Raw genomic sequence first — 14,660 nt, 5'->3', positions numbered from 1 at the left:
CAGCCGCCCTTCGACGGCGGGATGAAGTCAGAACTCGAGCAGTGAGCCGATCATGCCTTCACGGGCCTCATAGGCTGCCCGCACCGGCGCGAACGAGCGCCGATGAATGGGCGTCGGGCCCAGGCGCGCCAGGGCTTCGAGGTGCACAGGCGTGGAATAGCCCTTGTGCCCGCCGATGCCATAGCCGGGGTAGATCAACTCGAAAGCGCTCATCTCCCGGTCGCGGCTGACCTTGGCCAGGATAGAGGCCGCGGCGATCGCCGGCACCTTGCTGTCGCCCTTGATCACCGGCGCCGAAGGCACCGCGAGTTTCGGGCAACGGTTGCCGTCGATCAGCGCAAGCTTCGGGGTGATCGACAATCCCTCGACCGCGCGCTGCATGGCCAGCATGGTCGCGTGGAGGATGTTCAGCTTGTCGATTTCCTCCACTTCGGCCCGGGCAATGCAGAAGCTCAGGGCCTTTTCGCAGATTTCCTCGAACAGCAGCTCGCGCCGCGCCTCGGTGAGCTTCTTGGAGTCGTTCAGGCCCAGGATCGGGCGCGCGGGATCAAGGATGACGGCTGCGGTGACCACGGCGCCGCAGAGCGGTCCACGCCCCACTTCATCGACCCCGGCGACCAGGTCTTCGACCAGGTTGAAGTCCAGTCCTATCTGCATCTAGCGGTCCCCCAGCAGTGCCAGTACCGCCTCGGCCGCCTGGTTGGAGGCGTCGCGGCGCAGGGTACGGTGAATCTGGTCGAAGCCTTCGGTCTGCTGCGCGCCATCGGTCACCAGCGGCGCCAAGGCTTGGGCCAGGGCCTCGCTGGTGGCCGCGTCCTGCAGCAGCTCAGGCACCAGCTGACGCTGGGCGAGCAGGTTGGGCAATGACACGTAGGGGCTTTTTACCATGCGCTTGAGAATCCAGAAGGTCAGCGGCGCCAAACGGTAGGCCACCACCATCGGACGCTTGAACAGCAAGGCTTCCAGCGTTGCCGTGCCCGAGGCGATGAGGACCGCGTCACACGCAGCAAGTGCCTGGTGCGACTGGCCATCAAGCAGGGTCACAGGCAGGTCGCGCCCTTCCAGCATCTGCTCCAGCTGGGCACGCCGTGTCGGGTTGGCGCAGGGCGACACGAAATGTACACCCGGCACCAGCGTGCGCAAGCGCTCGGCCGTATCCAGGAACAAAGCGCCCAGGCGCCCGACTTCGCCACCGCGGCTGCCCGGCATCAAGGCCACCAGCGGCCCCTCGGACAAACCGAGAGCGGCACGTGCGGCCTGCCGGTCGGCATCGAGCGGGATGGTGTCGGCCAGCGGGTGGCCGACAAACCGCACCGGTACGCCCTGTTCTTCATAGAACCTGGCTTCGAACGGCAGCAGCGTGAGCATCAGGTCGCAGCCTTCGCGGATCTTCAGCACGCGCTTCTGCCGCCATGCCCACACCGACGGGCTGACGTAGTGCACGGTCTTGATGCCGGCCTTGCGCAGTTGCAGCTCGATGTTGAGAGTGAAGTCCGGCGCGTCGATACCGATGAAGACGTCCGGCTTCTCGGCCAACAGGGTCTGGATCAGGTCCTTGCGCCGCTTGAGCAGTTCACGCAGGCGGCCCAGTACCTCGACCAGGCCCATGACCGCGAGGCGTTCCATCGGGAAGTAGGACTGCAGGCCCTCGGCCTCCATCAGCGGGCCACCGACACCGATGAAACGCACGTCTGGATGGCGCGTCTTCAGGGCACGCATGAGACCGGAACCCAGAATATCGCCGCTGGCCTCACCCGCGACCAGGGCTACACAGAGTTGGGCCATGTCAGCGGGTGATGCCGCGAGCGGAGTTCTGGATCGACTGCAGGAACATGTCGACTTCGCTGTGCTGGCCAGCGAGTTCGGCAAGCTCAGTGATCGCCTCTTCCACGGTCAGGCCTTGGCGATAGACGATCTTGTAGGCGCGGCGCAGGGCCTGGATGACTTCATCGCTGAAACCACGGCGGCGCATGCCTTCGAAATTCATGCTGCGTGCCTCGGCCGGGCTGCCGAACACGGTCACGAACGCCGGGACGTCCTTGCCGATCGCCGTGCCCATGCCCGAGAAGCTGTGCGTGCCGATATGGCAGTACTGGTGTACCAGCGTGAAACCCGAGAGGATCGCCCAGTCGCCCACATGCACGTGACCCGCCAACGCAGTGTTGTTGACCAGGATGCAGTGGTTGCCGATGACACTGTCGTGCCCGATGTGGGCATAGGCCATGATCAGGTTGTGATCGCCGAGAGTGGTCTCGGAACGGTCCTGCACGGTGCCGCGATGAATCGTGACACCTTCGCGGATGACGTTGTGATCGCCAATCACCAGGCGGGTAGGTTCACCCTTGTACTTGAGGTCAGGGGTATCTTCGCCAATCGAGGAAAACTGGTAGATACGATTGTGCTTGCCGATCCGGGTCGGCCCCCTGAGCACCACGTGCGGACCGATGACGGTGCCCTCCCCGATCTCGACACCGGGGCCAACGATCGACCAAGGGCCGACCTCGACACCCTCGGCCAGCCTGGCCGAGGGGTCGATGATCGCCCGAGGATCAATCAAATTCATAGCTTGCGTTCCGCGCAGGTGATTTCAGCCGAGCATACCGGCTTGCCATCGACCAGCGCCCGGCAGGCAAACTTCCAGATGGTGCTCTTGCGCCCGATGAACTGGGCTTCGAGGATCAGTTGATCACCCGGCACGACCGGCTGGCGGAAGCGTAGCTTGTCGGAGCCACAGAAGTAGTACAGGGTACCGTCTGCCGGCTTGGCATCGAGCATCTTGAACCCAAGAATACCGGCCGCCTGGGCCATGGCCTCGATGATCAGGACGCCCGGCATGACCGGGTGACCAGGGAAATGGCCATTGAAGAACGGTTCGTTGATGCTGACATTCTTGTAGGCACGAATGCTCTGGGCCTCGAAGTCCAGCTCCACTACCCGGTCCACCAGCAGGAACGGGTAACGGTGAGGCAGGTATTCGCGAATCTCGTTGATGTCCATCATTTCGGGGGGAAGCCTGTAGTAAGAATAGTGAGCGCAGCTGCTGACCAGGCGCTCCTTTTTGCAAATCCGGAGAGGCCAGCTAGCGACTGTTCACTCTTGCTCAGGAAATGGTATCAGCCTTCTGATGAAGGCTGGCCACCTGAGGTCACGGTCTCGACACGTTTTTCCAACTGCTGAAGGCGCTTGGCCATTTCATCCAGCTGGCGAATCCGCGCGGCACTCTTGCGCCAATCGGCCAATGGCTGCATGGCCGTACCGGAAGAATAGGCGCCCGGCTCGGTAATCGAACGGGTCACCATGGTCATCCCGGAAACGAACACGCCGTCACAGACGTCGATGTGACCGACCATGCCGACACCGCCGGCAATGGTGCAATGCTTGCCGATACGGGTGCTGCCGGAAATACCCACACAGGCCGCCATGGCCGTGTGGTCGCCGATCTGCACGTTATGGGCGATCTGGATCTGGTTGTCGAGCTTGACGCCGTCACCGATCCGAGTGTCCGCCAGGGCGCCGCGGTCAACGGCAGTATTGACGCCGATTTCCACGTCATCACCGATGATCACACCACCGATCTGCGCGATCTTGCGCCAGACACCCTTCTCGTTGGCAAAGCCGAAGCCCTCGCCCCCGATGACCGCGCCCGACTGAATCACCACGCGCTCACCGATGCGCACATCGTGATACAGGGTGACGCGGGGCGCCAGCCAGCCGCCCTCGCCGATCACGCAGCGCGCACCGATGAAGCAGTGGGCACCGATGGTCACGCCAGGGCCGATCTTCGCACCACTCTCGATCACCGCAAAGGGGCCCACGCAAGCAAGGGCATCCACCTGGGCGTCTTCGGCAACCACGGCGCTGGGATGAATCCCCACCACAGCCTTGGGCTTGGGATCGAACAGGTGGGAGATGCGGGCGTAGGCCAGGTACGGATCGGGAACGATCAGCGCGTTGCCGGCGAAATCCTCGGCGTCGGCAGCCTTGAGCAGCACCGCCGCGGCATGGGTATCCGCCAGGTACTTGCGGTACTGGGGGTTGGCAAGAAAGCTCAACTGCCCTGCCCCGGCCTGCTGCAAGGTGGCCAGGCCAGTGATTTCAAGCGCCTCGGAGCCCTTGAGGGTAGCTCCGAGTGCCTCGGCCAATTGGCCGAGCGTAATCGTGGTCACGGTCATGATCAGCGAGCTTGGTTCATGCGCTCGATGACTTGGCGGGTGATGTCGTACTGAGGCTTGACATCAATTACCGCACCGCGCTCCAGCACCAGGTCGAAGCCGCCTTTCTTGATCACTTCCTCGACGGCGCCGTCCAGCTTGGGCTTGAGCTGCTTGAGCATGTCGCGGTCGGCAACGGCCTTGGCTTCGTTCAGCTCCTTGGACTGGAACTGGAAGTCACGGGCTTTCTGCTTGAACTCCAGCTCCAGGCGCTCGCGCTCCTGCTGGTTCATCTTGTCACCGCCCTTCAGGATGCGGTCCTGAATGGTCTTGGCACTGCTTTCGAGGGTCTTCAGCTTGGTCAGCTGCGGGCCGAACTTCTTCTCGGCATCAACCGCGTACTTCTTGGCTGCATCCGACTCGAGCAGGGCCATCTGGTAGTTCAGCACCGCAACCTTCATTTCGGCGAAAGCCGGGGTAGCGACCAGCGCTGCGGCCACGACGGCCATTTTGATCAAGTTACGCACGATGCACTCCTGGAAAATCCGTTGTCGTTAGCATGGGGCAGACCTCAGAAGGTCTGGCCCAGAGAGAATTGGAACACCTGGGTATCGGCTTCGTCCGGCTTCTTGACCGGCATCGCCAGGCTGAAGCTCAACGGGCCGAGGGCGGTGATCCAGGTCACACCGACGCCAACGGAGCTGGCCAGGCCACCCAGGCCGACTTTCTCGCAGTCCGGCTTGGAGCCGCAGTTGGTGTCGAACACGTTGCCCACGTCCCAGAAGACCGAGGTACGCAGCGAACGCTGGTCCTTGACGAACGGCAGCGGGAACAGCAGCTCGACGCCGCCCTGCACGAGCACGTTGCCACCGAACGGCAACGGATCTTGGTCCGGGTCGGCAAGAGTGCCCTCGTTACCAGTGACGCCCGCACCGCGGCTAGGCGTACTGCGCGGACCCAGGCTGCTGTCCTTGAAGCCACGCACAGAGTTGAAGCCACCCGCGTAGTAGTTCTCGTAGAACGGCAGGCCCGAGGTCGAGCCGAAACCATCACCATAGCCCAGCTCGGTATGCAGGCGCAGGGTGTAGTCGTTGTTGATCGGCTTGAACAGCTGGCCACGGTAGTCGAGCTTGAAGAACGACAGGTCGCTGCCCGGCGTGGTCGCTTCGACGGTGAAGCTCTGGGAGTGACCACGGGTAGCCAGCACGCCCTTGTTCAGGGTCGACTCGGACCAGCCGGCCGACGCCTTGAAGTTCAGGTAGCTGTCGCCTTCCTGTTTGACGAAGTCGAAGATCTCGTCGACGGTGTAGCGGCCGGTCTTGATCTCGTCATTTTGCACGGTCAGGCCGAAGGTCAGGCGCGAGGTCTCGCTGATCGGGTAGCCGACGCTGACACCTGCACCCAGGCTGTCGACCGCATAGCTTGCCACGTCGACATCGAGGTCGTCGTAGTCGGTGCTGCGGTAGAAGGCGTTGTAGCCCAGGCTGACGCCGTCGGCGGTCCAGTAGGGGTCAACGAAGCCGAAGTTGTACCGGGTCTGGTATTCGCTTCGGGTCAGGCCGATGGAGACCTTGTTGCCGGTACCGAGGAAGTTGTTCTGGCTGATCGAGCCACCCAGGATCAGGCCGGCGCTCTGGGCGAAACCGACGCTGGCGGTGATCGAGCCGGAGGCCTGCTCTTCGACGCTGTAGTTGACGTCGACCTGGTCGTCGGTGCCTGGCACCGGCGGGGTCTCGACGTTCACTTCCTTGAAGAAACCAAGGCGTTCGAGGCGGGTCTTGGACTGGTCGATCAGGTAGGTCGAAGCCCAGCCGCCTTCCATCTGGCGCATTTCACGGCGCAGCACCTCGTCCTCGGACTTGGTGTTGCCGCGGAAGTTGATACGGTTGACGTAGGCACGCTTGCCCGGATCCACGACGAACATGATGTCGACGGTGTGATCCTCGTTGTTCGGCTGAGGCACGCCGTTGACGTTGGCGAAGGTATAGCCTTCGTTGCCCAGGCGGCGGGTGATCAGCTCGGAGGTGGTGGTCATCACCTTGCGCGAGAACACCTGGCCAGGCTGCACCAGCAGCAGCGACTTGACCTGGTCCTCGGGCACCTTGAGGTCACCGGACAGCTTCACGTCGCGGACGGTGTACTTTTCACCCTCGTTGATGTTGACGGTGATGTAGACGTGCTTCTTGTCCGGGGTGATCGACACCTGGGTAGAGGCGATGTCCATGTTGATGTAGCCGCGGTCCAGGTAGTAGGAACGCAGGCGCTCCAGGTCACCGGAGAGCTTTTCGCGGGCGTACTTGTCATCGTTCTTGAAGAACGACAGCCAGTTGGTCGTCTTGAGCTCGAACAGGCTCGCCAGCTCATCATCGTCGAAGACATTGTTGCCCACCACGTTGATGTGCTGGATCGCGGCAACGGTGCCTTCGTTGATGTTGATCTTCAGGCCGACACGGTTGCGTGGCTGCGGTACCACCTCGGCGTTGACCTCGGCCGAGTAGCGGCCCTGGGCCACGTACTGGCGCTGAAGCTCGTTGCGCACGCCTTCGAGGGTGGCACGCTGGAAGATCTCGCCTTCGGCCAGGCCCGACTGTTTCAGGCCTTTCATCAGGTCTTCGGTGCTGATCGCCTTGTTGCCTTCGATCTCGATGCTCGACACCGATGGGCGCTCGACCACGTTGATGATCAGGACGTTGCCATCACGGCTCAGCTCGATGTCCTGGAAGAACCCGGTCTTGAACAGCGAACGGGTGGACTCCACCAGGCGGCTGTCATCCGCCTGGTCGCCAACGTTCAGGGGCAGCGCGCCGAACACGCTGCCGGCGGAAACCCGCTGCAGACCGTTGACGCGGATATCGGAGATGGTGAAGGACTCGGCGTGAACTTCAGCGATCATCAGTGCGGAGAGGACCGCAGTTAGCAGCAGACGTTTCATGAAGTCCTTTTTTATTCCAACTGGCAATAAACAACCCGCCGCCAAGGGGGCGGCAGGTTTGCAATTGAGCTAAGCGTTAAAGACGACCCAGATCGTTGATCAAGGCGAGCAACATTACCCCGATGACCAAACTGATACCGATCTGGACCCCCCAACCTTGCACCCGATCCGACACCGGACGACCGCGCGCCCATTCGATCAGGTAAAACAGCAAATGCCCCCCATCCAGTACTGGTATGGGCAGCAAGTTAAGAACTCCCAGGCTTATGCTCAGGTAGGCAAGGAAATTCAGGAAATCCCCAACGCCGGACTGGGCTGAAGCGCCCGCCACTTTAGCAATGGTTATCGGTCCGCTCAAGTTTTTTACCGAGAGCTCGCCGAAGAGCATTTTCTTCAGCGATTCAAGGGTCAGGATGCTCATGTCCCAGGTCCGCGAAAGGCCTTGACCCACGGCGTCCAGCGGGCCATAGCTGACCTCGCGCAGCATATTGGCTGGCCATTCCACACCCTTGACCCCGGCGCCCAGGTAGCCGCCGGCGGTCTTGCCCTCGCCACGCCTGGCCAGGGTCACCGGGATATCCAGCATCTGGCCATCTCGCTCGATACGTATCTGGACTTTGCTGTCGGCGCGCCCGCGCACGCTGTCGACCACCTGCTGCCAGTCGTTGAGCGCCTGGCCATCAAGGGCCACCAGCCGATCGCCTGATTTCAGACCAGCGGCAGCCGCCGGACCCTTGGGGTCGATCTCGGCAAGCACTGGCGTGATCGCGGGGCGCCATGGGCGCAGGCCCAGCGACTGGATCGGGTCAGGCTCGTCGGAACCCTTGAGCCAGCTCTTGAGCACCAGTTGATGCTGGCGCTCGGCAGTGGCGCCCTCCTCCCGCACACCCACCTGCAAGGTACCGCTCTCGCCCAGGCGGCGCACCAGTTGCAGGTTGACCGCCGACCAGCCATTGGTTGGCTTGCCATCAATGGAAACAATTTCCTGCCCCGCCGTCAGGCCTGCGGTCGCGGCCAGGCTGTCCGGCTCGACTGCCCCGATGATCGGGCGGATCTGCTGGGTGCCCATCATCGCGAGCAGCCAGAAGAACAGGATCGCCAGCAGGAAGTTGGCGACAGGCCCCGCCGCGACGATGGCGATGCGCTGGCCCACGGTCTTGCGATTGAACGACTGGTCGGCCAGCGCGGCGGGCACTTCGCCCTCGCGCTCGTCGAGCATCTTGACGTAGCCGCCCAGGGGAATGGCGGCGATCACGAACTCGGTGCCCTGGCGGTCGTGCCAGCGCAGCAGCGGCGTACCAAAGCCCACGGAAAACCGCAGGACCTTGACGCCGCAGCGACGGGCCACCCAGAAGTGGCCGAATTCGTGGAAGGTAACCAGCACGCCCAGTGCGACCAGGGTGCCGATGATCATGTAGAGCGCAGTCATGTCTTTCTCCAGATGACGTTCAGCGGTGCCTGGCGCAACGCACGCGGGCGATGGGCATCAGCGGCCGTGACGACTCAACCATTCCCGGGACAGCTCGCGCGCACGCTGGTCGGCGGCGAACACCGCAGCGAGCGAAGGTAGCGGCACCACGGGCTCCTGGTCGAGCACTTGTTCGATCATACTCGCGATCTCCGGGAAGCGGATGCGCCGCTGGAGAAACGCCTCGACGGCCACCTCGTTGGCAGCGTTGAGTATCGCCGGGGCGCTATGACCCGCCTCGGCAGCCTGCCGTGCCAGGCGCAGGCATGGAAAGCGCTGCTCGTCGGGAGCCTGGAAATCAAGCCGCGCGATGGCAAACAGGTCGAGCGGTGCCACCCCGGAGTCGATCCGCCTTGGCCAGGCCAGGGCGTTGGCAATCGGGGTGCGCATGTCCGGGTTGCCCAGCTGAGCCAGCACCGAGCCGTCTATATAGTCGACCAGCGAATGGATCACGCTTTGCGGGTGCACCACCACTTCTACATTGGCGGGCACCGCATCGAACAGCCAGCAGGCTTCGATCAGTTCGAGGCCCTTGTTCATCATGCTGGCAGAGTCGACCGAAATCTTCCGGCCCATGGACCAGTTCGGGTGCGCACAGGCCTGCTCGGGCGTGACGTGCGCCAGCTCCGACTGTGGAGTTTCGCGGAATGGCCCGCCCGAAGCGGTCAGCAGGATGCGCCGCACCCCGACCTCGGCCAGCCCACGGGCGTAGTCACCCGGCAGGCACTGGAAAATCGCGTTGTGCTCGCTGTCGATGGGCAGCAGTACCGCGCCACTGCGGCGCACCGCATCCATGAACAGCGCGCCCGACATTACCAGGGCTTCCTTGTTGGCCAGCAGCACCTTCTTGCCGGCCTCGACCGCGGCAAGGGTCGGCCGCAAGCCGGCAGCGCCTACGATGGCAGCCATGACTGCGTCCACCTCGGCGGCGGCAGCCACCTGGCACAGCCCTGCCTCGCCCTCCAGCACCTCGGTGGCGCTGCCCGCGCTGCGCAGCCCTTCGCGCAGCTGGGCCGCGCCCTGGGCAGTGGGCACCACGGCAAACGCCGGACGGTGCAGCAGGCAAAGCTGCAGCAACTCGTCCAGCCGTGAATAGCCGGTCAGCGCGAACACCTGGTACTGCTCGGGGTGTCGGGCGATGACATCCAGGGTGCTCAGGCCGATGGAGCCGGTGGCCCCCAGCACGGTAATGCGCTGGACATCACTCACATGACACCCCATTCCGCCGCCCAGAGCAGCACGGCAAACAGCGGGATCGCAGCCGTCAGGCTGTCGATGCGGTCCAGCACGCCGCCATGGCCGGGCAACAGGTTGCTGCTGTCCTTGATCCCCGAGCGGCGCTTGAACATGCTTTCGGTCAAGTCACCGACCACCGAAGCCATCACCACTACCGCCGCGCCCATGAGGCCCAGCAACAGCGCGCCGATGCTCCAGTCGCGCGTCAGGCCGACGACCAGGGTGATCAGCAGGCTGGCCGCAAGGCCGCCATAGACGCCCTCCCAGCTCTTGCCCGGACTTACCTGAGGTGCCAGCTTGCGCTTGCCGAAAGCCCTGCCCGAGAAGTAGGCGCCGATGTCGGCGCCCCACACCAGCACCATCACCGAGAGGATCAGCCAGTTGCCGAGTGGCCAGTGCTTGAGCAGCACCAGGCCTTGCCAGGCTGGCAGCAGTACCAGCAGGCCGATCAGCAGGCGGCACGCGGCACTGGCCCACAATTCGCTGCTGCGCGGGTAGGTCAGCACCAGCCAGGTGGCCAGCGCCCACCAGATCACCGAGGCACCCAGCACCCAGGGTGCAAGGTCGGGCATCAGGTAGAGCAGCATCAATGCCCCGGCCACCACGGCGGCGTAGGCACAGCGCAATGGCTGGGTCATCAGGCCGGCGAGCCGCGCCCATTCCCAGGCGCCGACGGTCACCACAAAGCCGATGAAGAGTGCGAAATCCCCGCCGTTGAGCAGGAAGAAACCACCCAGTGCGATCGGTAACAGGATCAGCGCGGTAATGATGCGATGTTTAAGCATTAAGCACGAGCTCCAGCTTCAACCTGCTCGCTGGTTTTCCCGAAGCGGCGCTGGCGTGAAGCGAAATCGGCCAGGGCATTGCGCATGGCCTCGTGTTTGAAGTCCGGCCAGTAAAGGTCGGAGAAATACAGCTCGGCGTAGGCAAGCTGCCATAGCAGGAAATTGCTGATACGGCGCTCGCCCCCGGTGCGGATGCACAGGTCGGGCAACGGCAGGTCGCCAGTGGCAAGGCAGGTCTGCAGCAATCCGGGAGTGATGTCCTCCGGGCGCAGGTGCCCAGCCTGGACTTCACGCGCCAGGCGCTGTGCAGCCTGGGCGATATCCCACTGACCACCGTAGTTGGCGGCGATCTGCAGGATGAACCGGCCATTGCCCGCGGTCAGCGCTTCGGCCTCGCGCATGGCAGCCTGCAGCTCAGGGTGAAAGCGCGAGCGGTCACCGATGATGCGCAAGCTGATGTTGTTGTCATTGAGGCGCCTGGCCTCACGGCGCAAGGCCGAGAAAAACAACTCCATCAGCGCACCGACCTCATCGGCCGGGCGCTGCCAGTTCTCGCTGGAGAAGGCGAACAGGGTCAGTACCTCGACCTTGGCCTCGGCACACACTTCGATCACCGCGCGTACCGCATCGACGCCGGCCTTGTGCCCGGCAACGCCGGGCAGCAGGCGCTTCTTCGCCCAGCGATTGTTACCGTCCATGATGATCGCGACATGACGCGGCACCGAAGACGATGCCGCCAGCTTGGTCTTATCCATGAAAAGTTCTGACCTCAGACGGCCATCAAGTCCTTTTCCTTCGCCTTCACAGCAACTTCGATGTCGGCCACGAACTTGTCGGTCAGCTTCTGGATGTCATCGGCGGCGCGACGTTCTTCGTCCTCGCTGATCTCCTTCTCCTTGACCAGGTCCTTGAGCTGGCTCAAGGCGTCACGGCGAATGTTGCGGACTGCGATGCGGCCGTCTTCGGCAGCGTCACGCGCCTGCTTGGTGAAGCCCTTGCGGGTCTCTTCGGTCAGCGCCGGCATGGTGATCAGCAGCATCTCGCCCAGGTTGGTCGGGTTCAGGTTCAGGCCAGCGCTGCCGATCGCCTTGTCGACCGCTCCGAGCATGTTGCGCTCGAAGGCAACGACCTGCAGGGTGCGCGAATCCTTGACCGTGATGTTGGCCACTTGCTTGATAGGGGTGTCCGAGCCGTAGTAAGGCACCATGACGCCTTCCAGGATGCTTGGGTGCGCCACACCGGTGCGGATACGACCGAATGCATGCTGAAGGGACTCCAGCGACTTGTTCATCCGCTCCTGGGCGTCTTTCTTGATTTCGTTGATCATGCTTGGCCTTCCTCGATCAGGGTTCCTTCAGCGCCACCCACCACGATGTTCAGCAGGGCGCCAGGCTTGTTCATGTTGAATACCCGCAATGGCATCTTGTGGTCGCGGCACAGGCAGATTGCGGTCAGGTCCATCACGCCAAGCTTGCGGTCCAGTACTTCATCGTACGTCAGATGGTCGAACTTCTCGGCGTGCGGGTCCTTGAATGGATCGGCAGTGTACACACCATCGACCTTGGTCGCCTTCAGCACAACGTCGGCATCGATTTCGATACCGCGCAGGCAGGCAGCCGAGTCGGTGGTGAAGAACGGGTTGCCGGTACCGGCGGAGAAAATTACCACATCACCGGAGTTAAGGTGACGGATAGCTTTGCGACGGTCGTAATGATCGGTAACGCCGACCATGGAAATCGCGGACATGACCAGGGCGGGGATGTTCGAGCGCTCCAGCGCATCGCGCATCGCCAGGCCGTTCATCACGGTTGCCAGCATACCCATGTGATCGCCGGTGACCCGGTCCATGCCGGCTGCGCTGAGCGCCGCACCACGGAACAGGTTGCCACCACCGATCACCAGGCCGACCTGGACACCGATACCGACCAGCTGACCCACTTCGAGGGCCATGCGGTCCAGTACCTTCGGGTCGATCCCGAACTCTTCCGAACCCATCAGGGCTTCGCCGCTAAGTTTGAGCAAAATGCGTTTATAGCGAGGTTGGCGACCACTCACCTGCTGAGCCATTGCGAGTCTCTCCTGCGGCGTTTTCAATAAAATTCTGCGCGGGCTGCGTATAGCCAGCTAACTGTAGCGTGGCGCTGCTTCAGCGCCAGCGGAGAGAGGTTCGATAAACCTGCCTCCGGTTTGACAAAGAGGCTGCGCGCGTGAGCGGGCAGCCTCTTTGTGGCGACAGACGGGTCTGTCTTACTGCTTGGCAGCAGCCAGCTGGGCAGCAACTTCTTCAGCGAAGTTGTCGACCGGCTTCTCGATGCCTTCGCCTACCTTGAAGTAGGTGAACGAAACGATTTCGGCACCGGCTTTCTTGGCCAGCTCGCCGACCTTGATTTCCGGGTTCATGACGAAGGCCTGTTCAACCAGGCTGGCTTCGGCCAGGAACTTGGAGATACGGCCCTTGACCATGTTCTCGACGATGTTCTCAGGCTTGCCCTTGATCTTCTCTTCGTTGAGAGTCAGGAATACGCCCTTCTCGCGCTCGATGGCTTCGGCCGAGACTTCCGACGGCAGCAGGAACTCTGGGTTGCTGGCAGCCACGTGCATGGCGATTTCCTTGGCCAGCTGGACGTCGCCGCCCTTCAGGACAACGGCGACACCGATCTTGTTGCCGTGCAGGTAGGTACCGACAACGTCACCCTCAACGCGCACCAGGCGACGGATGTTGACGTTCTCGCCAACCTTGGCAACCAGCGCTTCACGAGCAGCTTCACGGGAAGCGATCAGCGGAGCGGCATCGGTCAGCTTCTCGGCGAAGGCTTGCTCGACGCTTTCAGCGACGAAGTTCTTGAAGTCGTCTTGCAGGGCCAGGAAGTCGGTCTGCGAGTTCACTTCCAGCAGAACCGCGGACTTGTCGTCTGCCTTGATGGCGATAGCGCCTTCAGCTGCGACGTTGCCAGCCTTCTTGGCGGCCTTGATGGCGCCCGAGGCACGCATGTCGTCAATGGCTTTCTCGATGTCGCCGCCGGCCTTTTCCAGGGCCTTCTTGCAATCCATCATGCCTTCGCCGGTACGCTCGCGCAGTTCTTTGACCAGCGCTGCAGTAATTGCTGCCATTTCAAAATCCTCTTGGAAAGTTTTTCAACCATTCCACCCGCTCATCACGGGCGTTCAATTCTGCGAATCCGCTGATTTCATCTCAGCAGGCCCATGATGCGGGACCCTTGCTGACAGCAGGATTTCAAGGTGGCAAAAAGGGGGCGAAGCCCCCTTTTTGCGTGCCAAGTAGACGCCAGGCGTCAATTACTCGGCTGCAGGTGCTGCCGCTTCTTCAGCGAAGACTTCGGTGCCGCCGGCAACATGGTTGCGGCCGCGGATGACAGCGTCAGCCATCGAAGTCATGTACAGCTCGATGGCGCGGATGGCGTCATCGTTACCTGGGATCACGTAGTCAACACCTTCAGGGCTGCTGTTGGTATCGACGATGCCGATGACCGGGATGCCCAGCTTGTTGGCTTCGGTGATCGCGATGCGCTCGTGGTCGACGTCGATCACGAACAGGGCATCAGGCAGGCCGCCCATGTCCTTGATACCACCCAGGCTGCGATCCAGTTTTTCCAGATCACGGGAGCGCATCAGCGCTTCCTTCTTGGTCAGCTTGGTGAAAGTGCCGTCTTCGGCCTGGACTTCCAGGTCGCGCAGGCGCTTGATCGATGCACGGATGGTCTTGTAGTTGGTCAGCATGCCGCCCAACCAACGGTGATCAACGTATGGCGAACCGCAGCGAGCAGCTTGCTCGGCGACGATCTTGCCGGCGGAACGCTTGGTGCCGACGAACATGATCTTGTTCTTGCCCTGGGCCAGGCGCTCGACGAACGACAGAGCGTCGTTGAACATCGGCAGGGTTTTTTCCAGGTTGATGATGTGGATCTTGTTGCGCGCGCCGAAAATGTACTTGCCCATTTTCGGGTTCCAGTAACGGGTCTGGTGGCCGAAGTGCACACCGGCCTTCAGCATATCGCGCATGTTGACTTGGGACATGATAGTTCCTTGATAAGTCGGGTTGGGCCTCCACGTATCCCAATGACCAACCC

The 14,660-nt window shown here is 62.4% G+C and carries 15 protein-coding genes; all 15 read right to left on the bottom strand.

The window, feature by feature from the left end; all coding sequences use genetic code 11:
• Window positions 1-27 precede the first annotated feature (27 nt).
• Window positions 28-657, bottom strand: coding sequence for a ribonuclease HII (gene rnhB / locus AC0ZZU_RS05070; RefSeq protein ID WP_476339443.1), 630 nt, complete (start codon window positions 655-657; stop codon window positions 28-30).
• On the bottom strand, window positions 658-1,785 hold the full coding sequence (gene lpxB / locus AC0ZZU_RS05065) for a lipid-A-disaccharide synthase (protein WP_476339442.1): 1,128 nt from the start codon (window positions 1,783-1,785) through the stop codon (window positions 658-660).
• A gap of 1 nt (window position 1,786) precedes the next feature.
• Window positions 1,787-2,563 (bottom strand): acyl-ACP--UDP-N-acetylglucosamine O-acyltransferase, encoded by a 777-nt coding sequence (gene lpxA / locus AC0ZZU_RS05060; protein WP_476339441.1) that lies wholly within the window; start codon window positions 2,561-2,563, stop codon window positions 1,787-1,789.
• Complete coding sequence (fabZ, locus tag AC0ZZU_RS05055) at window positions 2,560-3,000, bottom strand: 3-hydroxyacyl-ACP dehydratase FabZ (RefSeq protein WP_158459596.1); 441 nt, start codon at window positions 2,998-3,000, stop codon at window positions 2,560-2,562. Before fabZ ends, lpxA begins: the two co-directional genes overlap by 4 nt.
• A gap of 113 nt (window positions 3,001-3,113) precedes the next feature.
• Entirely contained in the window at window positions 3,114-4,172 is a 1,059-nt protein-coding gene (gene lpxD, locus AC0ZZU_RS05050; protein ID WP_476339440.1) for a UDP-3-O-(3-hydroxymyristoyl)glucosamine N-acyltransferase, read from the bottom strand.
• Window positions 4,173-4,174: 2 nt separating this feature from the next.
• Window positions 4,175-4,660, bottom strand: coding sequence for an OmpH/Skp family outer membrane protein (locus AC0ZZU_RS05045; RefSeq protein WP_374039636.1), 486 nt, complete (start codon window positions 4,658-4,660; stop codon window positions 4,175-4,177).
• A 62-nt stretch (window positions 4,661-4,722) separates the two neighbouring features.
• Entirely contained in the window at window positions 4,723-7,083 is a 2,361-nt protein-coding gene (bamA, locus tag AC0ZZU_RS05040; protein WP_476339439.1) for an outer membrane protein assembly factor BamA, read from the bottom strand.
• A 76-nt stretch (window positions 7,084-7,159) separates the two neighbouring features.
• The gene (gene rseP / locus AC0ZZU_RS05035; protein WP_476339438.1) at window positions 7,160-8,512 is read right to left on the bottom strand and encodes a sigma E protease regulator RseP; all 1,353 of its coding nucleotides are present in this window, start codon (window positions 8,510-8,512) and stop codon (window positions 7,160-7,162) included.
• A 57-nt stretch (window positions 8,513-8,569) separates the two neighbouring features.
• Window positions 8,570-9,760 carry a 1-deoxy-D-xylulose-5-phosphate reductoisomerase gene (gene ispC, locus AC0ZZU_RS05030; protein ID WP_476339437.1) on the bottom strand — a complete coding sequence of 397 codons (1,191 nt, stop codon included), beginning with the start codon at window positions 9,758-9,760 and terminating at the stop codon, window positions 8,570-8,572.
• The gene (locus tag AC0ZZU_RS05025; RefSeq protein ID WP_476339436.1) at window positions 9,757-10,572 is read right to left on the bottom strand and encodes a phosphatidate cytidylyltransferase; all 816 of its coding nucleotides are present in this window, start codon (window positions 10,570-10,572) and stop codon (window positions 9,757-9,759) included. Before AC0ZZU_RS05025 ends, ispC begins: the two co-directional genes overlap by 4 nt.
• Complete coding sequence (uppS, locus tag AC0ZZU_RS05020; RefSeq protein WP_158459589.1) at window positions 10,572-11,327, bottom strand: polyprenyl diphosphate synthase; 756 nt, start codon at window positions 11,325-11,327, stop codon at window positions 10,572-10,574. The genes AC0ZZU_RS05025 and uppS overlap by 1 nt, the downstream gene beginning before the upstream one ends.
• A 14-nt stretch (window positions 11,328-11,341) precedes the next feature.
• On the bottom strand, window positions 11,342-11,899 hold the full coding sequence (frr, locus tag AC0ZZU_RS05015) for a ribosome recycling factor (protein WP_476339435.1): 558 nt from the start codon (window positions 11,897-11,899) through the stop codon (window positions 11,342-11,344).
• On the bottom strand, window positions 11,896-12,639 hold the full coding sequence (gene pyrH, locus AC0ZZU_RS05010; protein ID WP_158464820.1) for a UMP kinase: 744 nt from the start codon (window positions 12,637-12,639) through the stop codon (window positions 11,896-11,898). Before pyrH ends, frr begins: the two co-directional genes overlap by 4 nt.
• 180 nt (window positions 12,640-12,819) lie before the next feature.
• Window positions 12,820-13,683, bottom strand: coding sequence for a translation elongation factor Ts (gene tsf / locus AC0ZZU_RS05005; protein WP_476339434.1), 864 nt, complete (start codon window positions 13,681-13,683; stop codon window positions 12,820-12,822).
• 186 nt (window positions 13,684-13,869) lie between these two features.
• Window positions 13,870-14,607, bottom strand: a complete 738-nt coding sequence (rpsB, locus tag AC0ZZU_RS05000; RefSeq protein ID WP_158459585.1) for a 30S ribosomal protein S2 — start codon at window positions 14,605-14,607, stop codon at window positions 13,870-13,872.
• Window positions 14,608-14,660 lie beyond the last annotated feature (53 nt).

The organism is Pseudomonas sp. JE3303, from assembly GCF_056312565.1.
Note: the sequence above shows the minus strand (reverse complement) of the source record. Positions and strands in the feature narration are given on the sequence as shown.

What these genes read in the sequence shown, in the direction of transcription:
- rnhB (WP_476339443.1), bottom strand. Translation starts at nt 657, where the DNA reads ATGCAGATAGGACTGGACTTCAACCTGGTCGAAGACCTGGTCGCCGGG.
- lpxB (WP_476339442.1), bottom strand. Translation starts at nt 1,785, where the DNA reads ATGGCCCAACTCTGTGTAGCCCTGGTCGCGGGTGAGGCCAGCGGCGAT.
- lpxA (WP_476339441.1), bottom strand. Translation starts at nt 2,563, where the DNA reads ATGAATTTGATTGATCCTCGGGCGATCATCGACCCCTCGGCCAGGCTG.
- fabZ (WP_158459596.1), bottom strand. Translation starts at nt 3,000, where the DNA reads ATGATGGACATCAACGAGATTCGCGAATACCTGCCTCACCGTTACCCG.
- lpxD (WP_476339440.1), bottom strand. Translation starts at nt 4,172, where the DNA reads ATGACCGTGACCACGATTACGCTCGGCCAATTGGCCGAGGCACTCGGA.
- AC0ZZU_RS05045 (WP_374039636.1), bottom strand. Translation starts at nt 4,660, where the DNA reads ATGGCCGTCGTGGCCGCAGCGCTGGTCGCTACCCCGGCTTTCGCCGAA.
- bamA (WP_476339439.1), bottom strand. Translation starts at nt 7,083, where the DNA reads ATGAAACGTCTGCTGCTAACTGCGGTCCTCTCCGCACTGATGATCGCT.
- rseP (WP_476339438.1), bottom strand. Translation starts at nt 8,512, where the DNA reads ATGACTGCGCTCTACATGATCATCGGCACCCTGGTCGCACTGGGCGTG.
- AC0ZZU_RS05025 (WP_476339436.1), bottom strand. Translation starts at nt 10,572, where the DNA reads ATGCTTAAACATCGCATCATTACCGCGCTGATCCTGTTACCGATCGCA.
- uppS (WP_158459589.1), bottom strand. Translation starts at nt 11,327, where the DNA reads ATGGATAAGACCAAGCTGGCGGCATCGTCTTCGGTGCCGCGTCATGTC.
- frr (WP_476339435.1), bottom strand. Translation starts at nt 11,899, where the DNA reads ATGATCAACGAAATCAAGAAAGACGCCCAGGAGCGGATGAACAAGTCG.
- pyrH (WP_158464820.1), bottom strand. Translation starts at nt 12,639, where the DNA reads ATGGCTCAGCAGGTGAGTGGTCGCCAACCTCGCTATAAACGCATTTTG.
- tsf (WP_476339434.1), bottom strand. Translation starts at nt 13,683, where the DNA reads ATGGCAGCAATTACTGCAGCGCTGGTCAAAGAACTGCGCGAGCGTACC.
- rpsB (WP_158459585.1), bottom strand. Translation starts at nt 14,607, where the DNA reads ATGTCCCAAGTCAACATGCGCGATATGCTGAAGGCCGGTGTGCACTTC.